This is a genomic window from Mycobacterium sp. 155, from assembly GCF_000373905.1.
In the GTDB taxonomy this organism is placed as follows: domain Bacteria; phylum Actinomycetota; class Actinomycetes; order Mycobacteriales; family Mycobacteriaceae; genus Mycobacterium.
This window is the reverse complement of sequence record NZ_KB892705.1, coordinates 1,201,741-1,225,195: the sequence shown is the minus strand read 5'-3', so window position 1 is coordinate 1,225,195 and position 23,455 is coordinate 1,201,741. Positions and strand designations below refer to the sequence as shown.

The 23,455-nt window shown below is 64.7% G+C and carries 20 protein-coding genes, 1 tRNA gene and 1 pseudogene; 4 read left to right on the top strand and 18 right to left on the bottom strand.

Features of this window, described 5'->3' with window-relative positions; translation table 11 throughout:
* Positions 1-171: 171 nt before the first annotated feature.
* Positions 172-1,059 carry an LLM class flavin-dependent oxidoreductase gene (locus B133_RS0105665; RefSeq protein WP_018599750.1) on the bottom strand — a complete coding sequence of 296 codons (888 nt, stop codon included), beginning with the start codon at positions 1,057-1,059 and terminating at the stop codon, positions 172-174.
* A 156-nt stretch (positions 1,060-1,215) separates the two neighbouring features.
* Here B133_RS0105665 and B133_RS0105660 point away from each other — a divergent pair, with 156 nt between their 5' ends.
* Positions 1,216-1,848: a hypothetical protein gene (locus tag B133_RS0105660; RefSeq protein WP_018599749.1), complete on the top strand. Its 633-nt coding sequence runs from the start codon at positions 1,216-1,218 to the stop codon at positions 1,846-1,848.
* Positions 1,849-1,914: 66 nt separating this feature from the next.
* Here the strand turns inward: B133_RS0105660 and B133_RS0105655 are convergent, their stop codons facing one another.
* From B133_RS0105655 to B133_RS0105645, 3 genes are read right to left on the bottom strand one after another with little or no spacing between them, the layout of a single operon-like run.
* The gene (locus B133_RS0105655) at positions 1,915-3,909 is read right to left on the bottom strand and encodes a serine/threonine-protein kinase (protein ID WP_018599748.1); all 1,995 of its coding nucleotides are present in this window, start codon (positions 3,907-3,909) and stop codon (positions 1,915-1,917) included.
* 1 nt (position 3,910) lies between these two features.
* Positions 3,911-4,852 (bottom strand): glutamate ABC transporter substrate-binding protein, encoded by a 942-nt coding sequence (locus B133_RS0105650; RefSeq protein WP_018599747.1) that lies wholly within the window; start codon positions 4,850-4,852, stop codon positions 3,911-3,913.
* Complete coding sequence (locus B133_RS0105645; protein ID WP_018599746.1) at positions 4,852-6,159, bottom strand: hypothetical protein; 1,308 nt, start codon at positions 6,157-6,159, stop codon at positions 4,852-4,854. The genes B133_RS0105650 and B133_RS0105645 overlap by 1 nt, the downstream gene beginning before the upstream one ends.
* 390 nt (positions 6,160-6,549) lie before the next feature.
* Between B133_RS0105645 and B133_RS0105640 the strand changes: the two genes are divergently transcribed.
* Positions 6,550-6,996 carry an MmpS family transport accessory protein gene (locus B133_RS0105640; RefSeq protein WP_026256012.1) on the top strand — a complete coding sequence of 149 codons (447 nt, stop codon included), beginning with the start codon at positions 6,550-6,552 and terminating at the stop codon, positions 6,994-6,996.
* Positions 6,993-9,893 (top strand): RND family transporter, encoded by a 2,901-nt coding sequence (locus B133_RS0105635; protein ID WP_018599744.1) that lies wholly within the window; start codon positions 6,993-6,995, stop codon positions 9,891-9,893. The genes B133_RS0105640 and B133_RS0105635 overlap by 4 nt, the downstream gene beginning before the upstream one ends.
* Here B133_RS0105635 and B133_RS0105630 read toward each other — a convergent pair.
* The 3 genes from B133_RS0105630 to B133_RS0105620 form a co-directional block, all read right to left on the bottom strand.
* Positions 9,890-10,345: a hypothetical protein gene (locus tag B133_RS0105630; RefSeq protein WP_018599743.1), complete on the bottom strand. Its 456-nt coding sequence runs from the start codon at positions 10,343-10,345 to the stop codon at positions 9,890-9,892. The two genes, B133_RS0105635 and B133_RS0105630, sit on opposite strands and share 4 nt — an antisense overlap.
* A gap of 127 nt (positions 10,346-10,472) precedes the next feature.
* The gene (locus B133_RS0105625; RefSeq protein ID WP_026256011.1) at positions 10,473-10,769 is read right to left on the bottom strand and encodes a hypothetical protein; all 297 of its coding nucleotides are present in this window, start codon (positions 10,767-10,769) and stop codon (positions 10,473-10,475) included.
* Between the two features lie 127 nt (positions 10,770-10,896).
* Positions 10,897-11,586, bottom strand: coding sequence for a type 1 glutamine amidotransferase domain-containing protein (locus B133_RS0105620; protein ID WP_018599741.1), 690 nt, complete (start codon positions 11,584-11,586; stop codon positions 10,897-10,899).
* Between the two features lie 319 nt (positions 11,587-11,905).
* On the opposite strand from B133_RS0105620, the gene B133_RS0105615 reads away from it, so the two are divergent.
* Entirely contained in the window at positions 11,906-12,898 is a 993-nt protein-coding gene (locus tag B133_RS0105615) for an NAD(P)H-quinone oxidoreductase (protein WP_026256010.1), read from the top strand.
* 13 nt (positions 12,899-12,911) lie between these two features.
* Here B133_RS0105615 and B133_RS0105610 read toward each other — a convergent pair whose 3' ends face one another.
* From B133_RS0105610 to B133_RS0105555, 11 genes and pseudogenes are all read right to left on the bottom strand, one after another.
* Complete coding sequence (locus B133_RS0105610) at positions 12,912-13,985, bottom strand: hypothetical protein (protein WP_018599739.1); 1,074 nt, start codon at positions 13,983-13,985, stop codon at positions 12,912-12,914.
* Positions 13,986-14,296: 311 nt separating this feature from the next.
* Positions 14,297-14,370, bottom strand: a tRNA-Pro gene (locus B133_RS0105600).
* A 123-nt stretch (positions 14,371-14,493) separates the two neighbouring features.
* Positions 14,494-15,261, bottom strand: a complete 768-nt coding sequence (locus B133_RS0105595) for a sulfite exporter TauE/SafE family protein (RefSeq protein WP_081618185.1) — start codon at positions 15,259-15,261, stop codon at positions 14,494-14,496.
* Between the two features lie 90 nt (positions 15,262-15,351).
* Entirely contained in the window at positions 15,352-16,767 is a 1,416-nt protein-coding gene (gene der, locus B133_RS0105590) for a ribosome biogenesis GTPase Der (RefSeq protein WP_018599737.1), read from the bottom strand.
* On the bottom strand, positions 16,764-17,450 hold the full coding sequence (gene cmk, locus B133_RS0105585) for a (d)CMP kinase (protein ID WP_018599736.1): 687 nt from the start codon (positions 17,448-17,450) through the stop codon (positions 16,764-16,766). Before cmk ends, der begins: the two co-directional genes overlap by 4 nt.
* Complete coding sequence (locus tag B133_RS0105580; protein WP_018599735.1) at positions 17,447-18,187, bottom strand: pseudouridine synthase; 741 nt, start codon at positions 18,185-18,187, stop codon at positions 17,447-17,449. Before B133_RS0105580 ends, cmk begins: the two co-directional genes overlap by 4 nt.
* Positions 18,180-18,899: an SMC-Scp complex subunit ScpB gene (gene scpB / locus B133_RS0105575; protein WP_018599734.1), complete on the bottom strand. Its 720-nt coding sequence runs from the start codon at positions 18,897-18,899 to the stop codon at positions 18,180-18,182. Before scpB ends, B133_RS0105580 begins: the two co-directional genes overlap by 8 nt.
* 9 nt (positions 18,900-18,908) lie before the next feature.
* Positions 18,909-19,772 carry a segregation/condensation protein A gene (locus tag B133_RS0105570; protein WP_018599733.1) on the bottom strand — a complete coding sequence of 288 codons (864 nt, stop codon included), beginning with the start codon at positions 19,770-19,772 and terminating at the stop codon, positions 18,909-18,911.
* The gene (locus B133_RS0105565; protein ID WP_026256008.1) at positions 19,769-20,638 is read right to left on the bottom strand and encodes a ParA family protein; all 870 of its coding nucleotides are present in this window, start codon (positions 20,636-20,638) and stop codon (positions 19,769-19,771) included. The genes B133_RS0105570 and B133_RS0105565 overlap by 4 nt, the downstream gene beginning before the upstream one ends.
* A 128-nt stretch (positions 20,639-20,766) precedes the next feature.
* A pseudogene (locus tag B133_RS22405) lies at positions 20,767-22,309 on the bottom strand (MMPL family transporter).
* Positions 22,306-23,454 carry an NAD(P)/FAD-dependent oxidoreductase gene (locus B133_RS0105555; RefSeq protein ID WP_018599731.1) on the bottom strand — a complete coding sequence of 383 codons (1,149 nt, stop codon included), beginning with the start codon at positions 23,452-23,454 and terminating at the stop codon, positions 22,306-22,308. Before B133_RS0105555 ends, B133_RS22405 begins: the two are co-directional and overlap by 4 nt.
* Position 23,455: the final 1 nt, after the last annotated feature.

Below are 23,455 nucleotides of genomic sequence, written 5' to 3'. Positions count from 1 at the left end.
TCTCCTGTACCCGTGACTCTAATGCCGCCGAGATTGTGCAATTAGGAACAGCGAAAGATTGCAGAACTATCCGCTAAGAATCACTATTGATTCCAAAAGGCGCTCACGAAAGTGAATGGGTGCGGTGCGCGTTCTCTACGACCAGGCCCCTCAAGCGTTTTGCTCGGCCGACTACAGGAGACCTACTTGCGTTCGACCGTCGGTCGCGATCTTCTCGAACAGCGTCATGTCACCGGCGAATACCGAGTCCGGCACCGGCCAATGCAGCACGATTTCGGTAAAGCCCATTGCGCTGTGCTGGCCCGCCCAGTCCACGAAGGCGGCAACGGAACTGAGTTTCGGAGACGAGCCATGGACGAGCACCTTGTCGAGTTCGGTCACGTCCCGCCCCACGGCATCGCATGCTGTGCTGAGCTTGTCCAGTCGACTCCGCAGGACGCGCAAACCTTCTTCGATCGTAACGTCGCCGGTGGCTGTCGTGTCGAGGTCGGTGACCCAGCCTTGTCCGTACCGCGCGGCAAGACCGAGACCGCGCCTGCCCGTCGCTGCGACGTAGAACGGAATCCGCGGCGCCTGAACGCAACCCGGGATGTTACGCGCCTCGATGGTTGTGTAGTAGTTACCGTGCGAGGTTGTCGCGTCCTGCTGGAGCAGCGTGTTCAGTAGTGCGAGGAATTCAGCGAAGCGATCTGCTCGCTCCCGCGGTGGCCAGGGCCCATCACCCAGTACGCTGGCATCGAACCCGGTTCCACCAGAGCCTATTCCGAGCGTGATACGACCATCGGACAGATCGTCGAGCGTAATGAGGTCTTTCGCCAGGGTGACCGGGTGCCGGAAGTTTGGGTTGGTCACCATGGTTCCCAATCGGATGACTTCGGTCGCTGTTGCCGCGGCGGCGAGCGTAGGTATGGTTCCGAACCATGTACGGTCACGAAATGTGCGCCACGACAGATGATCGTATGTGTAGGCGGCTTGGAAGCCGAGCCGCTCGGCTCGCTGCCAGATGACACGCGCCTCCCGCCACGGATAGACGGGAAGGATGATGGTGCTCAGCAGCATGCGACGAGCCTATGTGCACAAGCGTCATTTCGAACTGCCCTGGATCGGGTTTGTCCACCCCGGTCTTGAGGGTTGTCACACACCAGCCGGGTCGGAACCCGTCTGAATTGTCGAGTGCGCAATGCGATGCCCGACACCTCAGTAAAGTGACTTCCCGTGAGCGGCAAACTGTTAGCCGGCTACCGGGGCCGAGCGCTGGTGCTCGCGACCTCGGTCACCGTCGCTGCCGCCATGTTCTACGCCCAGGGCACCGAACATCCGGGTTCGGTCGAGGTGCCGGCGGCACCGCCCAACCCGCCGTCCGTCGCGGCTGCACCCAAGGCAGCGCTCGTAGCCGCCGGTGCGCCTGTCGCCGCTCACGATTTCCAGTTCCCGCTCTCCGCCGGGACGGCACCCGAGCAAGGCCTGCAAGTCCACACCATCTGGGTGGCCCGCGCCATCAGCATGATGTTTCCCGACATCACCACCATCGGCGGATACCGACAGGACCCGTTGAAGTGGCATCCGAACGGTTTGGCGATCGATGTGATGATCCCGAATCCCCACTCCGCCAAAGGCATCCAACTCGGCAATCAGATCGCGGGCCTCGCTCTGGCGAACGCCGAACGATGGGGCGTGCTGCATGTGATCTGGCGCCAGGGCTTCTATCCGGGAATCGGTGCGCCGAGCTGGACAGCCGATTACGGCAATGAAACCGCCAACCATTTCGACCATGTACACATCGCCACCGACGGCGGCGGCTATCCGACCGGGCACGAAACCTACTACCTCGGGTCCATGAATTCCTAAGCAACCGAATCCGGTTGCGCGGCGATCAGGCTGCGTCTACGCCGGCAGAAAGCGGAGACGACCTCATCAGAGCCAGCTCGGCGGTCTGATGGCATTGGCGAAGTCGACCAGGGTGTAGCGGTGGCGTCGGCGTGGTGTGTGCCGTGCCAGTTCCCGCAGCACCTCCTCGATACCCACGCGTAGACCCCGCTGATCAAACGAATGACCAAAGATCGGATCGTCGGCGGCCGGCTCAGCCCCTGACCGCAACCAGTCAAGCGCGATGCCCAGCACGAGTGCACGGATCTGCAGGGCCCGCGGCTCGGTCTCGGACAGGCGGCTCACCCGCCGTGCCGCGTCGCGCAGATCTGCTTCGGTGATCTCAGCGTTGGGGCGGCCATCTAACAGCATCACCACCGATGTGAGTTGAGCTTCACCGTAGTGGCGCGACGTCAACGGAACCTGGTCGAGCACCTCAATCGCACCGGCCCGATCGCCGCGTCCGGCACGCAGGCGCGCCAGTCCGAACGCCGCGTTGACCATCGACGAGTCGGTGCGCCACAACGTTCGGTAGTCCTGCTCGGCCAACTGCCGCAACCGCTCGACTTCGGACGCGTCGGGTGTGTCCAGGAGAAGCTCAGCCGTCGCCGCGGCAGCAAGCTTGGGTGCAGCTTCGCCGGGCAACAGGGCGACAACCCGTTCGAAACATGTAAGGGCCGCACCGAGATCGCCGGTCTCGAGTCCGGAGATCCCGTCATCCCAGTCCTCTCGCCATTCGTCATTGGGCTCCTCAACGGATACCGGGCTCGGCAGGGCATGGGCGACGTCTTGCGCGTTCAGTCGGACATTGTGCGCGCGCCCGTCGATGAACACATCGGTGGGCTGCAGGGCCAGATCGGCACCGCACGTGGAGCGGGGCACGCTGAACAGCGTCGATACCCGGGGACACGGCGTGCCCGTCTGCTCGGCGAGGATTTCGTGCAGCACCCCCTTGCACTGGTCGGCCATCTCGTCGATGGATGAGAATCGTTGCATGGGACGAGGATTGGTCGCGCGGACCAACAGCCGGTAGAAGGATTCGTACCGTTCGAACAGTGGCACCTCGTCGCGGCTCGGTAATGTCTCGGCATACCGGTCGTTGGGCAGGTCGACGGTCAGCTTGGCCAGCGTACGGCCCACCGTGTAGACATCCGTGGCGATCGTCGGTCCGGTCCGCACGATCTCGGGGGCCTGGAATCCCTTGGTGCCGTATATGTATCCGAAGTCACCGACGCCCGACACCGCACCCATGTCGATCAGCTCGATGTTGTCCTCGGTGAGCATGATGTTGTCGGGCTTGAGATCGTTGTAGATCAGGCCGAGCGAATGCAGATAGGACAGCGCGGGCATGACATCGAGCAGATAACCGAGCGCCTGCTCCACTGGCATCATCTGCCTGGGTTCGTCGGCCGGAGCCGCCTGCTGCTTCGCGAGGATGGCTTCCAGCGTGGTTCCGCCGATGTACTCCATCACGATGTAGCCGACCGGGCGTCCATCAAACCCCGGGTGTTCGACGAAGTTGTAGATCTTGACGATGCCAGGGTGATTCACCATCGCGAGGAACTGACGTTCGGCGACGGCGATCGCCTGTGCCTGCTGTCCTCCGGGCTGAAGCAGTCCTTTGAGCACCACCCACCGGTCGCTGACATTGCGGTCGACCGCCAGATAGATCCAGCCGACCCCGCCATGGGCGATACAACCCTGCACCTCGTACTGGCCGGCCACCAATTCCCCCGCATCCAGCTGCGGCGAGAACGAGAACAACGCGCCGCAGTGCGGACAGACACCGTCACTCGGCCCGGGCCGGCCGGCACTCCCCCGACCAACCGGCTGCCCGCAGTCGCCGCATTCCCGTTTCGACTCGGCGACAACGGGATTGGTGAGGATCGCACTGGCAGGCTCGATGTCCTCGCGAATCGGAATCTCGACCAGGCCGTCACCGATCCGCCGCCGCCCGGTGCGCAGCCGAGGCCGGGTGGCCTCGACTTTGGTCGGCCCCGATTCGGCTACCAGGACGGCGCGAGTGCCCTCGTTACCAGCCATGTCAGTCCCGATACTTCGGTTGCGGCGGGCTCGGCGCCGGGCCGAGGATACTGAACCACTTGCGGTACAGCTGAACCCACGTCCCGTCCTGCCGGATCCGTTCCAGGCTGGCGTTGACCGCGCGGACCAGATCTTCTTCGGATTTGTTGACTCCGATGCCGTAGGGCTCGTTTTCCAAGCTCGGCCCGACGATCTCCAGGTTCGGATCCTGTCCGGCCATGCCGACCAGAAGCGAATCGTCGGTGCTGGCCGCGTCCACCTGACCCTGCTGAAGCGCGACCAGGCAGTCGTCGAAGTTCTGCACGCCGACAATGGTCGCCGCCGGGGCGACCCGGGCGACGGTGGCAATGGATGTCGTCGCCAGCCCGGAGCAGACCCGCTTGCCGGCCAGATCCGCCGGCCCCTGTATCGGCGAACCCCGTGGCACCAGCAGCCGTTGATGTCCTTCGAAGTACACCGTCGAGAACGCGATCTGTTCCGCGCGGGGACAGGTGATCGTCGTCGCCTTCGTAAGGATGTCGACGGTTTTGTTTTGCACCGCGGGCATCCGCTCCGGCTCGGTCAGGAGCCGGAAGTCCACCTTGTCCGGATCACCGACGAGGTCCCGCGCAACCTCGCGCGAGAGATCGACCAAGAAACCCCGCAATTCCCCCGTCACTGGATCGCGAAAACTGAGCGGGACGGTGTTCTGGTCAATGCCGACAATCACCCGGCCGCGACGCCGGATCGCATCCACCGTGGGCGCAGGTGCCGTCGATGGGCGCAAACTTGCCGTGGCATCGCAACTCTCGACCGACGCGCCGCTGACAGACGGCGCCACGACGGCACCGCTGGGCAGTGGCAGCGTCGTGAGCGAAGCGGGCACCTGGACCAGCGGTTGCACCGTGGAGCAGGCCGCCAGCACGATCGCGGCCAGGACGAGAAACCCTGTGACGGCACGCATCAGTGGTACTCGCTGAGCCTTGGTGCGACACCCGCAGCGACCGCCAGCGCCGCCAGCACACTGATGCCCGCGGCACCGGCCGGAAGTGCACTCAGCGCCATGTACGCACGCGTGATGCCGTCACGCTGCCGTTCCCGCAGCCGTGCGATGTCGTCGCCCAATGCTTGATCCAAGAGGGTGAACTGGGCCGCGGAATGCTGGAGCCCGCTGTCTCGCGCGATCGCCGCCGCACCCTGGTAATCGCCCCTTCCCAGTGCGCTCCGGATCTGGTCATGGGCACTTGTCCAGCCGTGCAGGGCGTCCCGTGCTCCATCGACCGGGTGACTGTCGAGCAGCCGCCCAACCTGTGCGGTCCGCTCATCGAACCCGGCGTCGGATCCCGTGTCGGAACCGCGCTTGAGCAGGCCGAGAATTTCGTCCGCACGCGCCTGCTGAACAAGGATCCGAGCGGTCACCGCGACTTCCAGCGGCTCCCCACCCTTCGTGCGGGCGTCGTTGGCGGCGTGTGCCGCCACCAGTCCGGCGACCGTCAGCCACGCCGTGAGCACTGCCATCAACACCGACGCCAACACCAGTCCCGGGTTAAGCCGACGATGACTGTGGCTGGCCAGGAAAACCTGCGCGAGCACCAGCAAACCCAGGGCGAACGCGGCCCCCACGATCGCTGCATACGGGGGCGCAGCCGAACGCTGCGACGCCGTGACAGCGTCGGTTTGCGTCCGGTACAAGTGCTCGGCTTCGGGCAGGATCGACTGTTGCAACAGCGTGGACGATTCACTGAGATACGCGACGCCGATCGGGAGGCCGGCGCGGTTGCTCGAGCGGGCGGTCGCCATCATCCCGGTATACAGCGCTAGCTGGTTGGACAGGTCCGTGAGCAACGTCAGCGAGTCGGTGTCGTTGGGCGATACGCCGTTCGACGCGGTCACCAGACCGGCGGACGCCTGTCCGATCGCGGCGTCGTAGCGGTCACGGATCTCGTGGGGCTCAACACCGCCGGCCAGAAACGCGGTGGCCGCCGTCGTGTTGGCCGACGACAGAGCGCTGTAGATCCGCTGCGCCGCATCGGAGAGCGGTTCGGTGTGCGAGCCGAGGGTCCCCAGCTCCCGTTGCCTGCTGGAGACCGTGGTCGACGCCGCGACGCCCACGGCCAGCACCACCGCCACGAGAAGGACGGCCACCGCCGCTATCCGGCCGGGTGTGGCTCGCAGGAAGTCGATGATCGGACGGTCCGGCTCCTCGAGATCGACCAGCAGAGACTCGTCGAGTGTGCGTGCCCGCAAACTCTCCAACTCACCGCTGTGCACTCGACATCTCCTCGTCGCAGGCTGGGGCCAGACCAGCAATACCACACGTCATCCAATGCGGATGAATCGCACGGTAGCGCCTACAAACGCCTCGCGTGCGGGGTTATCTCACACAAAGGTCACGATGTCGTAGACGGGAAGCTCCGTTCGACGGAGAGCATGTTGTTGGCGCCGTAGGTCGGGCGGCCACCGACTGGCGCCTCGACGCGCCGATGAGCGAGTTGGTAAGCGGGCGTATAGCCGACGCCGTCAGCTTTCACACAGCAAAACGCCTGAGGTTTGTGGTTGTGATGCCCGGCCCAGTGTCGTACCGTCAACCTAGTTGATTAGCCGTCCTAGCAGAGATTTCCACCGTCCGCGCCTGGTCGCCGCTCGTTGAAAGGGTCATGGATGCAGCGGGTTTCGATCGGACGTCGACTGAGTCGACGCTGGATGCTGCTGGTCGCGGTGACGGTGCTCGCCGTGGCGGGCTTCGCTGTCTATCGCCTGCACGGTGTCTTCGCCTCCCATGACGTCACATCGACGCCCAGCGGCGCGGTGAACGAGATCGTTCCGTTCAATCCCAAGCACGTCGTCATGGAGGTCTTCGGCCCGCCGGGCACGGTGGCAACCATCACCTACCTGGATGTCAACGCCCAACCACAGCGCGCCGACGCCGTCACGCTGCCGTGGGCCTACGACACGACCACCACCCAGCCCGCGGTGTTCGTCAACGTCCAGGCCCAGGGCGACAGCGATTCGATCGGCTGCCGGATCAAGATCGATGACGTGGTCAAGGACGAGAGAACGGTGAACACCCTGAACGCCTACACCTACTGCCTGGACAAGTCCGGATGAGCACCGAGAACGACACGCAGCACAGGGTTCCGGACCTGATCCGGCGGTTCTCAGTATTCATCGCGATGTTCTGGCTAGGCCTGGCGGTGGTGACGAATGTTTTCGTCCCGCAGTTGGAGACCGTCGCCGAGTCGCACAACGTGTCGCTGAGCCCCCAAGATGCACCGTCGTTGCAGGCCGCGAAACGGATCGGCAAGGTGTTCGGCGAATTCGATTCCGACAGTTCGGCGATGATCGTGCTGGAGGGCGATCAACCACTGGGCGCCGACGCGCACCACTACTACGACGGCTTGATTCAGAAGCTTCGTCAGGACACCAAGCACGTCGAGCACATCCAGGATTTCTGGGGTGATCCGCTGACGGCCGCGGGCTCGCAGAGCGCCGACGGCAAGGCGGCCTTGGTACAGGTGTATCTCGCCGGCAATCAGGGTGAGTCGCTGGCCAACGAGTCTGTCGACTCAGTCCGTCGCATCGTCGACGACACCCCGCCGCCGCCGGGTGTCAAGGCCTATGTGACCGGCCCCGCTCCCCTGGTCACCGACCAGTTCGAAGTCGGCCGCCACGGCACGCTGAAAACCACCCTGATCACTATCGGGGTGATCTTGGTGATGCTGTTGTCGCTCTACCGTCGTGTCACCACGGCGATTCTCGTGATCTTCACGGTGATGATCGAGTTGACCGCGTCGCGTGGCGTCGTCGCCGTGTTGGCGAATGCCGGCGTCATCGAGCTGTCGACGTATTCGACCAATCTGCTGACACTCCTGGTGATCGCGGCCGGCACCGACTACGCGATCTTCATCCTGGGACGTTTTCACGAAGCGCGGTACGCCGGGCAGGACCGGGTGTCGGCGTTCAACACGATGTACCACGGAACCTCGCACATCATCCTGGGTTCGGGCCTGACGATCGCCGGTGCGGTGTTCTGTCTGACCTTCACGCGACTCCCGTACTTTCAGAGCCTCGGTATTCCCGCCGCAATCGGTGTCCTCGTCGCTGTGTTGGCGGCTTTGACGCTGGCACCCGCGGTGCTGGTTATCGGCCGCCATTTCGGTCTGTTCGAACCTGCGCGCCAGCTGCAGACTCGAGGCTGGCGCCGCATCGGCACAGCCATCGTGCGCTGGCCCGGCCCTGTCCTGGTGGTGACGGTCGGGGTGGCACTCATCGGACTACTCGCACTGCCCGGATACAAGACGAGTTACGACGCCCGGCCCTACATGCCGGCGGATGCGCCGGCCAATGTCGGCTACGCGGCCGCGGAACGCCACTTTTCCCAGGCGCGGCTGAATCCCGAGCTGCTGATGATCGAGGCCGACCACGACCTCCGGAATCCGACCAGCATGATCCTGCTGGAACGCGTCGCCAAGGCGGTCTTCCACACCGATGGCATCGCCCAGGTGCAGTCGATCACGCGGCCGCTGGGCACGCCCCTGGACCACACGTCGATACCGTTCCAGATCAGCGCAGGAAGCTCAGCGCAGATCAACAATCTGCCTTTCCAGCAGGCCCGCGGCGCAGACCTGCTCAAACAGGTCGACGTGATCAACAACTCGATCGACATCCTGCGCCAGCAGTATGCGTTGCAGCAGCAATCCAGCGCTGTCACCGATGAGCAGGCCAAGGCATTCCAGCAGACCGTCGCCACAGCCCAGGATCTGCGCGACAAGATCGCCAACTTCGATGACCAGTTCCGTCCGCTGCGCAACTACTTCTATTGGGAGCCACACTGTTTTGACATCCCGATGTGCGCGGCGCTGCGATCGGTCTTCGACGCGCTCGATAGCATCGACGCACTGACCGACCAGTTGTCCAATGTCTCCGGGAGTATCGCCAAACTGGATGCGCTGCAACCGAAACTGCTCGCGCTGATTCCACCGCAGATCGCCAGCCAGCAGACCAACCGCGATCTGACCCTGACCAACTACGCCACCACCTCGGGCATCAACGACCAGACGCAAGCCGCACTGCAGAACTCGACTGCCCTGGGCCAGGCGTTCGACGCGTCGAAGACCGACGACTCGTTCTACCTACCGCCGGAGGCGTTCACCAACCCCGAATTTTTGCGCGGGCTCAAACTGTTCCTGTCACCGGACGGCAAAGCCGCCCGCATGATCATCACCCATGACGGCGATCCCGCTACGCCGGAAGGCATTTCGCATATCGACAGCATCAGGCGCGCCGCGCAGGAAGCCGTCAAGGGCACCCCCCTGGCCGGGTCCAAGATCTACCTGGCCGGCACTGCGGCCACTTATAAAGACATCCAGGACGGCGCCAAATATGACCTCATGATTGCGGGGATCGCCGCGCTGAGCCTGATTCTGCTCGTCATGATGTTCATCACCCGAAGCATTGTCGCCGCCTTCGTCATCGTGGGCACCGTCGCGCTGTCATTGGGTGCCTCTTTCGGGTTGTCGGTGCTGATTTGGCAGGATCTTCTTGGCATCGAACTGTTTTGGATCGTGCTAGCCCTTGCCGTGATCCTGCTGTTGGCGGTGGGATCGGACTACAACCTGCTGCTGATCTCTCGATTCAAGGAAGAGATCGGTGCCGGCCTGAATACCGGAATCATCCGGGCGATGGCAGGCTCGGGCGCCGTGGTGACGGCGGCCGGCCTGGTGTTCGCGGCGACCATGGCGTCGTTCGTGTTCGCCGATCTGCGGATCCTCGGCCAGATCGGCACCACGATCGCGTTCGGTCTGCTGTTCGACACCCTGATCGTGCGGTCGTTCATGACGCCGTCCATCGCGGCCCTGATCGGGCGCTGGTTCTGGTGGCCGTTGAGGGTGCGACCCCGCCCCGCGAGTCAGATGCTGCAACCGTACGGGTCGCGCGCTTCGGTTCGTCAGCTACTGCTGTGGGAGGACGGCGACCCGATCGCCGAACCGCCGCAACAGAGCTAAACCGCCGGCTCGGTTGCCAACAGCGGAGCTTCTTGCAAGTTCTTTTTCAACCGCGCCACCCTGCGCAGTTGCGCGACGATGTTCATGGAGGTCAGCATCGGGATCCCGCCGATGAACGTCCTGAAGGACGGGTTGCCGCCGTGGACATGCAACTCGTATAGACATCCGACCACATAGAAGAAACCCATGCTGAAGAGCACAGCCGGTATCGCGTATGCGAGCGGGTTACGCGCGTCACCCACCAGTTCGGTCGCGTACTCGAACTCGTCCTGCGTCAGCGGTTGACGCTTGCGCAGCTTTGCCAGCACCGCTTTGTGTGCGCCCACCTGTTCACCCAGCGGCGCCGGGGTCCGGTTCTCCAACCGGGTGACGTACAGGAACACGCACGACGCGAAAGTCAATGCCATCACACCGGCAAGGATCGTGAGATCGCCCCATGTACCGAGATCCACGTGCAAGCTCCTTTGCCACCTGTCGAGCGTCGCATCACGCGTGAAGTGTTACGAGCGGCCATGCCGTTATCGAGACCTGCTAAGTACGCTACCTCAATCACCTGGACAGCGCCGGAAGAGCAGGCTGCTACTCGGCGTCACCGACGGCTTCGAGGCGCTCGCTCACCCGAGCCAGCGCCTCATCGAAAACGTCCACCTTTTCGTTCCGCTTTTCGTTGGACGGCTGAGCGGCGCCACGGGCGCCTTCGGCCTCTACCCGAGCCGCACCCTGGCGCCGCAACAGGCTGAAGTTCTTCTCGCGCGCTTGCCTGAGCCGGCTCTGTAGATCCTTCAACGATTTCTCGTCCATTCGTGCCAGCGCTTCGGGATGAGACTCGGCGATCAACGAGGTTTCCTGCGAGGTCAGGTTCACGTGGTTACTCACCGTTGATTCATAGCCTGCGCGGGCCACGCGTGTTCGGCGAATCGCCGGACGAGATCCCGAAGCGTCACATTGTGGCCATTTCTCATTCACATCGCGCGATGAGCGGACTCGTGATCGAGACTGGGGGTCAGTCCGCCAATACCGAGACGACCTTCTTGGCCGTCGCCTTGGCCGACGCCGGATTCTGGCCTGTCACCAACCGACCGTCGACGACGACATACGAAGCGAAGGGAATCAGGCCCTTCTCGTAAAGAGCCCCGCGCTTCTTCATTTCCTCTTCGGCGTTGTACGGCACTAACTTGTCGACGCGGGCCAGCACCTCCTCCGACCACGCGAACCCGGTGAGCTTGCGCCCGGCAACCAGCAGTGATCCATCCGACAGCGTGGTGTTGAGCAGGCCGCAGTAACCGTGGCACACCGACGACACGATTCCCCCACGCTCGAAGATCTCACGCGTGATACGTTGCAGCCCTTGACTATCGGGAAAGTCGAACATTACGGCGTGACCGCCCGTGAAATAGATTGCGTCATAATCCGCCGAGTCGATCTCATCGGGTGATGAGGTGTTGGCCAGCAGCGCCATCTTCGCGTCGTCGGCCTTCCAGGCCCTTGCGCTCTTGTCGTAGTTCGGAAACTTCAGCGATCGCGGCTCCAGCGGCGAGAACCCACCTTTCGGGCTGACGATCGTCTGTTCGTAACCCGCTTCGACGAAGACGTGATAGGCGTGCGTCAACTCCGAGAGCCATAGTCCGGTCCGCTCGGACGGATCCTCGTAGTGAGAGACGTTGGTGACGACGTTCAGGATGCGCTTGGTCATATACCAAGGATTCCGCTGTCGGCCCGCGGTTGCCACCAGCTGGACACTTCTTCACCACTCGCTGGCCATTCGTCACCTGTTGGCGAGCGCGCGCCCTTCCTAGTATCGATAGCGCATGATGAGAGCAAAAGCGAGAAACGTCCTGCTCAGCACCCGCCAACTCATGGTCGGCCCACGGACGCCTCGGCGGCACATCGCTCGTGACGGCGTGTCGCTACGTGTGTTGCAGCGTGAAACCCGAACGGGCCGCGCTGGGCTGGTGCGATTTGTGGCCGACCCAGCCCGATGACCACAAGGAACAAGTAGAGGAGAAAGCTGCATGTATGCGATAACGCTCAACGGTTTTGGCGACCCAGAGGTGATGGAGTGGGCTCAGGTCGACGACCTGCCCGCACCGGGTCCCGGGCAGGTCGCCATCGACGTGGTCGCCGCCGGGGTGAATCGCGCCGATGTGATGCAACGGATGGGGTTCTACCCGCCGCCGCCGGGTGTCAGCGAGGTCCCCGGTCTTGAGGTGTCGGGGTATATCGCCGAAGTGGGCGCCGGAGTGAAGGATTGGGCGCCTGGCGATGCGGTGTGCGCCCTGCTGGCCGGCGGAGGGTACGCCGAGCGGGCGAACGTGGCCGCCACCCAGGTGCTGCCGGTGCCACAGGGTGTCAGCGTCACCGCCGCGGCGGCACTGCCAGAGGCCGCCGCCACCGTGTGGTCGAATGTGATCATGGTTGGCGGTCTTCGCCGGGGGCAAACCCTGCTGATTCACGGTGGTGGCAGCGGAATCGGCACGCACGCAATCCAAGTCGGCCGCGCCCTGGGCGCCAACGTGGCGGTGACCGCCGGCAGTCAGTTCAAGCTGGACCGCTGCCGCGACCTCGGCGCACAGACGTTGATCAACTATCACGAACAGGATTTTCCGGCGATCGTCAATGCTGAATACCCCGGTGCCAACGTCATTCTCGACATCATGGGCGGCAGCTACCTGCCCAAGAACGTGCAAACACTCGCCGAGAACGGGCACCTGACGATCATCGGGTTACAGGGTGGGGCCACAGCCGAACTGGATCTCGGCGCGCTGCTCTTCAAACGCGGATCAGTGCACGCGACGAACCTGCGTCGCCGGCCCGAACAGGGGCCTGGCTCCAAGGCCGAGATCATCGCCGAACTGCGGCAACAATTGTGGCCATTGATCGCGGAGGGAGCGGTCAAACCCGTCGTCGCAGCCGAAGTCCCGATCACCGATGCACCAGAGGCACACAAGCTGCTCGACTCCGATCAGACGGTGGGAAAGGTTCTGCTCACCGTGCGTGAACCGTGACTTGCCAACACGATTACCCGGTGAGGCGGGCGTCGAAGAACCCAACCGCCGCTTCCGCTACCGAGCGGTGGACAGCCGCTCGATCCACCCCGGGTGCATCGATACAAGCCTCGGGAAACTCGTCGCGGCCGATCTGGTTGCACTCGTTGACGAAGATCTCGTGATCGACGTGGCCGGGAATCACGTTCAACTCGGCGCCCGGGATGTGCTCGGCGGCGAACTCGGCGTTCTCCTCGACGGGGGTCTGGGTGTCGGCCGCACCGACCGTGATGTACGTGGGCACCTTCAGCCGCTGCAGCCCTGCCTTGTCCATCCCGAAGGCCTGAACGATTCCTGGCGCCATCGCGAACACGGCCTTGATTCGTGGATCAGCCACGTGGAGCGCCGGTTCGGGATCCAGCGGCAACTGAGCCCGCAGGTACGCCGGGATGGTCAGATTGTTCTTCCATCCCCGCTGAAAATCGAGATACTTCTGCGCGTTGACCATGGCTCCCCCGATCCACAGCGCGGCGAACCCGCCCTGCGAATGGCCGGCGACGCCGATGCGGTTGGAATCCAGTCGTGGTCCCCAATATGGGTCTGCCCGAAGGAAATCGGTGATCAGGCTCAGATCCCGTGGCCGTTGCCAGAGCTTGTTGGCCAGATAGACGATGGATGACTCGTTGGTGTTGGCTCGGTAGTGATCCAACGCCGCCACGATGAAGCCGTGGCTGGCCAGGGCTTGTGCGAACCAGGCGTATTGCAGCCCATTGCTACCCCGGCCGTGCGAGAACAACACCAACGGGTGGCGTTGCCCATCCGACACCGGCTCGACATCCCGAAACATGTCGAGTCCAACGAAGAACGGAGTGGTGAAGGCGTGGGCCGACTTCGCGGGCGGGTCGGCGGGATAGAACATACTGACCGATAGGTGGCGCGGACCGTCTTGCGAAGCGTCGTCGACGAACTCAACCTGTTTGAGGCCAACCACATAGCGCGGCGGAGTCGCCTGAGCGGGTTCTGCGACGCGCGAGCAGCCGATGAAGACGAGCATGACGATGATGCCGGTGAGCGCAGCAGCACAGCGCCGATACCTGGGAGCGGCCACCCGATGACCTTATCGGCGCACAGCACACAGTGCGTCGACAACGACCGCCTGGCAAGTGCGCGCCGCCGGTGGCAGGCCGCCCGCAGCGTTGGGCGGATGCCGTGGAGGATGGGAAGTCCTTCGCGTACACCCTGCCAGGAGGACGGCAGGTCCGCATCGACGCCGCCCCAGTACGCAATGGACCCCGCCTCGGTCACCGAGGCGGGGTCCATTGCGTTGGGGGTCAGTTTGGGGGTCAACCTGTCCGATTCTGCGTAATGCAGACGTTCCAGCAAACTCCCAAACTACCCCTGACCTGCGTAAACACTCTGTCGGGCTGACAGGATTTGAACCTGCGACCACTTGACCCCCAGTCAAGTGCGCTACCAAGCTGCGCCACAGCCCGTGGTGCTTTCCGGATGTCCGGCAGCGGACGAAAGCCTACCGCAGCTGCCCGCCCTTTTCGTAATCCGCCCCATCGTCACAGGTCGACGCTCAGTGCGTGAGGGATCGCACCAGCCCACCTGAGTCAGACCGTCACCAACCGATACAGCCCGATCAAACCGACCACCACGATCACACCCCGCAGCGCGTTCGGCGACAGCCTCCGCCCGTAGTGCGCGCCGAGAAATCCGCCGACCAGAGAACCCACCGCGATCAGACCAGCCGCCGTCCAGCTGATCCGGTCGAACGCGACAATCGTGTAGGCAGCCGCGGCGACGATGTTCACCAGCAACGCCAGCAAGTTCTTGGCGGCGTTCATCCGCTGGATCGACTCCGGCAACAGCGCGCCCATCACGGCGATCAGCAAAATCCCCTGTGCCGCAGTGAAATATCCGCCGTAGATGCCCACCACGAAGGTACCGAACACGAGCGCGGCCATCCGTTGCGGGCTGATGTGGTCGGCGGACTGCCCTGACTCGTCGGCCCGCCGTCGCGCCCACGCCTGGATCCGCGGACCGATAACCACCAGCACCAGCGCCAGGATCAACAGCACCGGAACCACCTGGACGAACACTTTCTCCGGCAGGTGCAGCAGAAGCCAGGAGCCCAATCCGGCGCCGATCAGCGAGCCGGGAATCTGCCAGCGCAGCCGGTTCCACTGCCCGCGCAGCTCGCGGCGGTACCCCCAGGTGCCCGAGACGCCACCGGCAACCAGGCCGACGGCATTGGACATCGTCGCGGTGACCGGAGGAAAGCCCAGCGTCACCAGCGTGGGAAACGTGATCAGCGTGCCCGATCCGACGATGGCGTTGATCGCCCCCGCCCCGACTCCGGCCAAGGCAATCAAGATCATGTGGGTGACAGACACCCGGGCCACCCTACCCACGTGATTTGTGTGCGTTTACCGGCGGCCACCGCCGGTAAACGCACACAAATCACGCGATCACCGGCGCTTGGGAGCGCCCCTCTTCTCACGGACTCGCACATTGATCCGGATCGGACTGCCTTCGAAACCGAACGTCTCACGCAGCCGGCGTTCCAGGAACCGGCGGTAGCCGGCCTCCAGGAACCCGCTGGTGAACAGCACGAATGTCGGCGGCCGGCTGGCTGCCTGGGTGGCGAACAGAATGCGGGGCTGTTTGCCGCCGCGCACCGGTGGCGGGGTCGCGGCAACCACTTCCTTGAGAAAGGTGTTGAGCTGCCCGGTAGAGATCCGCTTGTCCCAGGACGCCAGCGCCGTCTCCAGCGCGGGCACCAGCTTCTGCACGGCGCGACCGGTCTTGGCGGAGATATTCACCCGCGGAGCCCACTGCACCTGCGCCAGTTGCCGTTCGATCTCGCGGTCCAGGTCGTAGCGCCGCTCCTCATCGACCAAGTCCCACTTGTTGAACACCAGCACCAGTGCCCGGCCGGCTTCGATCACCATCGACAACACCCGCTGATCCTGCTCGGTCAGCGGCTGGGAACCGTCGATCAGCACCATCACCACTTCGGCGGCGTCGATCGCACCGTGTGTGCGCACCGAGGCGTAGAACTCGTGCCCGCTGGCCTGCCCGACTTTGCGGCGGAGCCCCGCGGTGTCGATGAAACGCCAGACCTTGCCGCCCAATTCGATCAACGAGTCGACCGGATCGACCGTGGTGCCCGCCACGTCGTGCACCACGGACCGCTCGTCCCCGGCCAGCCGGTTGAGCAGCGAACTCTTGCCGACATTCGGCTTACCGACCAGCGCGACGCGGCGCGGGCCCCCGCCACTGCCGGACAGCTCCGACACCTCGGGCAGCTTCGCCATCACCTCGTCCAGCAGATCGGCGACTCCACGCCCGTGCATGGCGCTGATCGGATGCGGCTCCCCGATGCCCAATGACCACAGCGCAGCGGCGTCGGCCTCACCGCGTTCGGTGTCAACCTTGTTGGCTGCCAGGAAAACCGGCTTGCCGGACTTGCGCAGCAGTTTCGCCGCGGCCTCGTCGGAAGCCGTTGCCCCCACCACCGCGTCGACCACGAGGATGATCGCATCGGCGGTACGCATCGCCACCTGAGCCTGATCGGCCACGAGCTGTTGCAGCCCCTTGGCGTCGGGTTCCCATCCCCCGGTGTCCTGCACCACAAAGCGCCGGCCCAGCCAGTTCGCGTCGTAGGACACCCGGTCCCGGGTGACGCCGGGAATGTCTTGCACGACGGCCTCGCGACGGCCCAGGATCCGGTTCACCAGAGTGGATTTGCCGACGTTGGGCCGACCGACCACAGCGAGCACCGGCGGTGGCGACGTTACTTCCTCAATCGCCTCGGCGACGGCTTCGCCGATCTCCCAGTCACCCTCGTCGGTCCACGTGCCGTCGGACTCGGTCGAACTCATCGTCGCACTCCCGCATGTTGGATCACGAGCTCCAAAAGGCGTGTGACCACTTGGTTTTCGTTCATATCGCTGGTGTCGACCACTAGTGCGTCGTCGGCAGCCCGAAGTGGCGACACCGCCCGGGTGGAATCGAGGTGATCCCTTCGCTGCACGTCTGCCAGCACGTTCGCGTAATCGTCAGGCAGCCCGCCGGCAATGTTCTGCGTATTACGCCGGCGTGCCCGCTCCTCAGCCGAGGCTGTGAGGAAGATCTTCACGTCCGCATTCGGTAATACCACCGTGCCGATGTCGCGGCCTTCCACCACAAGTCGTCCACCGCTGGCCGCCAAGGCGCGCTGCAAGTCGACCAGCCGCGCCCGCACCGGGGGCACGGCCGACACTGCCGACACCGCGCGGGTCACTGCATCGCCCCGAATCTCAGCCGAGACGTCTTCGCCGGCAAGGTAAGCGCGGTCCTCGTCAGGATCCGAACCTAGGCCGACTTCCGCGTCGGCCGCTGCTTGCTCGATGGCAGACTCGTCGGCCAGATCGGTGCCGGCCCGTAGGACGGCCAGCGTGACGATTCGGTACATCGCCCCGGTGTCCAGATACCGCGCCCCCAGCGCACGTGCCAAAGCCCGTGACACCGAAGACTTTCCGGTTCCGGCGGGACCGTCGACCGCCACCAACAAGGACCCGCTCACAAACCCACCGCCTGATAAAGCTCGCCGATTTCCTTACGGCTGAGCGCTCGGATACTGCCCGGACGCTGATCACCCAGCGACACCGTGCCGATGTCGGTGCGCACGAGCTCCTGCACCGGAAAATCTACCGCGGCCAGCAGCCGTCGCACGATCCGGTTACGTCCCTCATGCAGGGTGACCTTCACCATGGTCTTGCCCGGCACCGTGTCAACTACCGCGAAATCGTCGACATGTGCCGGCCCGTCGTCCAATTCGACGCCAGCCCGCAACTTCTTGCCCAGCCCGCGCGGCACGGTGCCGAGCACGGTCGCGACGTAGGTCTTCGATACCTCGAAGGACGGATGCATGAGCCGGTGGGCCAACTCACCGTCGTTGGTCAGCAACAGCAGACCCTCGGTGTCGGCGTCCAGCCGGCCCACGTGGAACAGCTTCTTGTTGCCGCGAACCCGGTGCTCCACAAGATCGCCCACGCATGGCCGGCCACGATCGTCCGACATGGTCGAGTGCATGCCGCGGGGTTTGTTGATCGCCAAGTACACCAGGGTGTCGTCGAGCACGATGCGGGAACCGTCGACACGGATCTCTGCCACGGCGGGGTCCACTCGAGTGCCCAGTTCGGTGACCACCCGGCCGTCGACCTCGACACGACCGTCGGTGATCATCCGCTCGGCCACGCGGCGGGATGCAATTCCCGCCTGCGACAACACTTTTTGCAGCCGCACTCCCTCGTCAACCATGTAAGTCCTTGTCCACGTCGAAGGTCTGCGGCTGGTCGCCCTTCGGCGAACCACCGTTGAGTTTGGCGAATCGCGGTTCGTCACCGAGGGATTCGCTCAGGTCGTCGATCACGTCGACATCGGGCAACAGCGGCGCGATGTCGGGTAGATCGGTCAGTGAGCTGAGCCCCAGCCGCTCCAGGAACAACTCGGTGGTGGCGAATGCCGTGGCCCCGGTGTCCGGATCGGTACCGGCCTCCGTGATCAACCCGCGGGCCAGCAGCGTCCGCATCACAGCGTCGACGTTGACGCCGCGGACCGCACTGACCCGCGTCCTGGTCACGGGTTGGCGGTAGGCGACCACCGCCAGCGTTTCCAGTGCGGCGCGGGTGAGTTTGGACCGTGCTCCGTCCAGCAGGAGGCGCTCCACGTACGGGGCGTAGCGCGCACGGGTGTACATCCGCCACCCGCCGCCGGCCTCCCGCAGGTCGATGCCGCTGTCGCGGGCTGCCAGTTCCTCGGCCATCAACCGCAGCTTGGCGGTGATCCGGTTGGCCGGTTGTTCGGTGGCGCTCGCCAGCGCGTCGACCGTCACCGGGGTGTCGACCACCAGCAGTAGCGCCTCCAGCACGGCCCCCAGCTCGCCGTCCTCCAGCTCGGAGACGGCGACGACGTCGATGTCCCGGTCGGCCCCGAGGTCGACAACAGACGGGATCTCGTCATCGTTAGCCATTTCGTCTCGCTATTCTTCCGCGTCAGCGGTTGCCAGGTGTTCGCTGGTAGGCCGATCTCCGGTCCACGAAACCTGGAGCACACCAAGCGGTTCTGATTGCTCGAATGCTACCGCCCGGGCCCGGAACAATTCGAGCAGCGCCAGGAACCGCCCGACGATCTCGATCCCGACCGTACAGTCCGCCACCAGCTCGGTGAACGTGGCCCATTCGCCGATCCCGCGCTGTTCGAGCAGGTCCAGCAGTCGATGTGCCTGCTCGGGCACCGACACCATTGGCGCGTGGATATGGTCGGTCCCGACCGTCGGCACCGGGCGCGGGGTGAAAGCGGCCGCGGCGATGGTGGCGAACTTCTCGGCATCCACCCCGAGCATCACCTCGGGCAGCAGATCGGAATACCGGTCCTCCAGCGCCACCGCGCGCGGATAGCTGCGCAGCGCCGCGGCCTCCAGTTCGGCGAACATCTCGGCGACGTGTTTGAACGCGCGGTACTGCAGCAGCCGCGCGAACAGCAGATCGCGGACCTCCAGCAGCGCCAGATCCTCCTCGTCGTGTACCTCTCCGGCGGGCAGCAGGCGCGCGGCCTTGAGGTCCAGCAGCGTGGCCGCGATCACCAGGAACGCCGTCGTCTCGTCGAGTTCCAGCTGCGCGCCGATCTCTTTCGTGTAGGCGATGAAATCGTCGGTCACCTGGTGCAACGCGACCTCGGTGACGTCGAGCCGGTGCGCGAAGATCAGTTGCAGCAACAGGTCGAACGGACCCTCGAAGTTGGTGAGCCGTACCCGGAACCGGCCGGATTGACTGTCGCCCGAAGCAGCGGCCGGTGCTACGCCCGCGGCGGCATCGGTTACCTCGGTGCTCGCGGCATCGTTCACACGCCGAACCGATGAATGACTTCAGCCGCCAGTGCTCGGTAGGCCGCCGCGCCCGCAGACTTCGGCGCCCAAGTGGTGATCGGCTCACCGGCGACGCTGGTCTCGGGGAAACGGACGGTGCGGGTGATGACGGTGTCGAACACCAGGTCACCGAAGCGCTCGACCACGCGTGCCATCACCTCACGGGCGTTGACCGTCCTGGGGTCGTACCGGGTGACCAGGATCCCGCTGATCTGCAGTCGCGGATTGAGCCGGTCGTGCACCTTGTCGACGGTGTCAGTGAGCAGCGCCAGCCCACGCAGGGAGAAGTATTCGCATTCGGTCGGGATGATGACGCCGTCGGCGCAGGCCAGTCCGTTGACGGTGAGCAGGCCCAGCGACGGCTGGCAGTCGACCAGCACATAGTCGTAGCGGTCGAGTACCGGATACAACGCCCGCCCCAGGGACTGCTCGCGACCCACCTCGTTGACCAGCTGGATCTCGGCCGCCGAAAGGTCGATGTTGCTGGGCACCAGGTCCAGGCCGCTGACCCTGGTCTTGATGAGCACGTCGTCGATCGAGACCCGCGGCTCGACCAGCAGGTTGTGCACCGTCTGGTCGAGCTCGTAGTGCGGTACCCCCAGGCCCGCCGAGAGCGCCCCCTGCGGGTCCAGGTCCACCAGCAGCACCCGGCGGCCGTATTCAGCCAGGCTGGCACCCAGGTTGATGGTCGAGGTGGTCTTACCGACCCCGCCCTTCTGGTTGCACATCGCGATGACCTTGGCCGGACCATGCGTGGTGCGGGGCTGGGGCTCGGGAATGGTGCGTAGCGGCCGACCGGTCAGGCCCAGCTCGGGTACCGGGTCGTGTCCGTCGCCGTCGATCATGGCCGCTCCTCGCGCAAGCGCCCGATGCGCGACCACGACCGGCCGGGCAACCCACACTTGGCGAACATCCGGGCAAGTTTAACGTTGCGACGCGCCCGTACCGGGTCGACCCGCGGTCAACGTGCGGATCAAGCCTGCACCGCTTGGGCCGGGCTGTCGGGGTCCGTGGCTCGGTGCCCACCCGTCGGAGCCCTCTCACCGCTTTCCTCGCTGATTCCGATGCGGTTGTGCAGCCGGACCAGCGGTGCCGGAGCCCACCAGTTCACCCCGCCCATCACATGCATGAATGCCGGTACCAGGACCAGCCGGACCAGTGTCGCGTCCATCAGCACCGCGATCGTCAGGCCGACGCCGAACATCCGCATGAGCGACACCTGCGCGGCTATCAGCACAGCGAAAGAGATGGACATGATGACCGCCGCGGCGGTGATCACACGGCCGGTGTGGGCCAGGCCCAGTGCGACCGCCTCATCAAGTCCGGACGCGAGCAGATTCCGAGACCTGCCCATCGTCGGCGTGACCGGAAGCCAGCCAGTATTCGCGGATCCGCGAGATGAGGAACACCTCGTAATCCATGGACAACCCGAAGGTGATGCAGAACAGCAGCACCGGCATGTTGGAGGCCAGGGTGCCGGTCACCGTGGTGCCCAGCGCACCGAGGTGACCGTCCTGGAAAATCCACACCAGCGCGCCGAACGCGGCGGTCAGCGACAGTACGTTGAGGACAAGCGTCTTGAGCGGCAGCACGACACTGCCGGTAAGCAGGAACAGCAACACGAAGCTCGTGACAGCGATCAGTGCCAGCACTTTCGGCAGGCCCGAGGTCACCGCGGCGACGACGTCCCGGTTGATCTGCGCGGTACCGGTCAGCAGGACACTGCGGCCATCCGGTCCCGGGACCGCGTGCAGCCGGTCCAGCTGGACGTTCGAGGCGTCGGAGAACAACGGGGCTGTGCCCGCCACCGTCAAGTAGGTCGTGCCGTCTGCCAGGGTTCCCTCGGGTCCGGGCCCGGCCCGATGCCCGTCCTTGAACGTGCCGACGGCCGAGGACACCCACGAGACGTCAGATACGGCCGACAGAGCTGTGGCGTAGCGGGCCAGTTCGGCGGGGCTGACACCGGTGAAGTCCGGCACGACGACCGTGATGTTGTCGGCCGAATCCGTGGCGAAGTCGCTGCGGAGCTGGTCACCGACCTGACGGGCCGTGGTCGACGTCGGCAGCACCCGGTCGTCGGGGAAGCCCCACCGGCCCCCGAAGAATGGGGCACCGAGTGCCAGGAGCAGCGCGATGACGATCAGCCCCGACGTGCCATCGGTGCTCGTGAACTGGGCGGCGTTCTGCGGTGCGGTGTTCCAGGGCGATTCGACGTAGGCGACATGGGGCGATTCTGTGAGCCGGGTGGTGATGTCGGTTCCGATGGTCCGCGCCCGGGCACTCGAGATTCCCTGTGGATCACTGACGGTGACAAGGAACTGCATGTCCGGCTGATGGAAAGTGTCGGCCAATATGGTTGAGGCCCGCGATGATTCCGATCCAGGATCGCGAAATCCTCCGCCGGACAGGTGCTTTGCCACTGGGACCCCGAACACGGCGCAGCCGAGCATCATCAATAGCGCGACCGCCATGACTCGCCGAGGCATAGCCATGGCAAGCCGCGCGATTCGCGTCATGGTACGAGAGACAGTGCCCGATCGAGCTCGTCGGCGACGCCCTCGGCGACCTGAACGGACTGTTTCGCGACGAACGAAATGAGCCCCGGGCGGGACAGGAATCCGACGAACCTCAGGCCTGGCGCCGCAGGAACCGGGCCGGTCGAGCGCGGCAGGCCACGTTCGTCCAAGACCCCGAGATGGCCGACCATTGGTTCCAGACCACACCGGTATCCGGTCGCACAGATCACGACGTCGGGTTGTAACCGCTGACCGTCGATGAGCAGAACCGAGTCCTCACTGAATGATTCGACGGTGGGTACTACCTCAAATAGCCGGGCTCGGATGGCCCCGATCACCTCGCGGTCCACGATCACCGGCGCCCGGCTGAGGCGCTTGCCCCTGGTGAACACCCCTTCGCTCGGTGTCGGCAAACCAAATTCGGACAGGTCTTTGACGTGCACACGGAGCGCGACCCGGGAGACCGCGTCGGCGAACCACAGCGGCGCGTCGTAGAGCCGGTTGGCGATGTAGTCCGACGGGAATCCACCGGGCAGTGCACGCAGCAGGATGTGCGGTGCAGTGCGCACTGCCAGCCAAGCCTGCGCCGCTCCCCCGCTGGCGACGTCGTACACGATTTCCATCGCCGAGGATCCCGCCCCGACCACCAGCACGCGTTTCCCTAGGTACGGCTTGGGATTTCGGTAATTCGCCGAGTGCAGTACAGTTCCTCGGTACGAGCTGAGGCCGGGCCAATCCGGGATTCTCGGGGTGTGCTCGTAGCCGGTGGCCACCACGATCTGCTGGGCACTGATATCTCCCGAAGTCGTGGCCAGTACCCAGTTGCCGGCCATCTTGTCGATCCTGGCCACACATGTGCCGAGCATGAGGTCAAGGCCATCTTCATGCGCGTGATGGTTCAGGTGCGCGACAACCTGATCCCGGGTCGGGAAGATCGCGGTGCCCTTAGGGTACGGCCGGCTGGGCATGTGGGACGTCCGCCGACCGGTGTTGAGCTTCAGCCGGTCGGGTCGACCTTTCCAGGACGACCCGACATGATCGGCCCGGTCGATCAGCAGCGGGCGGATTCCCCTGTCGCTCAGGCTCAATGCCACAGCGACCCCCGAGGATCCCGCCCCGACGACGGCAACCTGATGCTCGCGCACC

Excerpts from the sequence above, each read along its gene's own strand:
- B133_RS0105665 (WP_018599750.1), bottom strand. The coding sequence starts at position 1,059 with ATGCTGCTGAGCACCATCATCCTTCCCGTCTATCCGTGGCGGGAGGCG.
- B133_RS0105655 (WP_018599748.1), bottom strand. The coding sequence starts at position 3,909 with ATGGCTGGTAACGAGGGCACTCGCGCCGTCCTGGTAGCCGAATCGGGG.
- B133_RS0105650 (WP_018599747.1), bottom strand. The coding sequence starts at position 4,852 with ATGCGTGCCGTCACAGGGTTTCTCGTCCTGGCCGCGATCGTGCTGGCG.
- B133_RS0105640 (WP_026256012.1), top strand. The coding sequence starts at position 6,550 with ATGCAGCGGGTTTCGATCGGACGTCGACTGAGTCGACGCTGGATGCTG.
- B133_RS0105635 (WP_018599744.1), top strand. The coding sequence starts at position 6,993 with ATGAGCACCGAGAACGACACGCAGCACAGGGTTCCGGACCTGATCCGG.
- B133_RS0105620 (WP_018599741.1), bottom strand. The coding sequence starts at position 11,586 with ATGACCAAGCGCATCCTGAACGTCGTCACCAACGTCTCTCACTACGAG.
- B133_RS0105615 (WP_026256010.1), top strand. The coding sequence starts at position 11,906 with ATGTATGCGATAACGCTCAACGGTTTTGGCGACCCAGAGGTGATGGAG.
- B133_RS0105595 (WP_081618185.1), bottom strand. The coding sequence starts at position 15,261 with ATGATCTTGATTGCCTTGGCCGGAGTCGGGGCGGGGGCGATCAACGCC.
- der (WP_018599737.1), bottom strand. The coding sequence starts at position 16,767 with ATGAGTTCGACCGAGTCCGACGGCACGTGGACCGACGAGGGTGACTGG.
- B133_RS0105580 (WP_018599735.1), bottom strand. The coding sequence starts at position 18,187 with ATGGTTGACGAGGGAGTGCGGCTGCAAAAAGTGTTGTCGCAGGCGGGA.
- scpB (WP_018599734.1), bottom strand. The coding sequence starts at position 18,899 with ATGGCTAACGATGACGAGATCCCGTCTGTTGTCGACCTCGGGGCCGAC.
- B133_RS0105565 (WP_026256008.1), bottom strand. The coding sequence starts at position 20,638 with ATGATCGACGGCGACGGACACGACCCGGTACCCGAGCTGGGCCTGACC.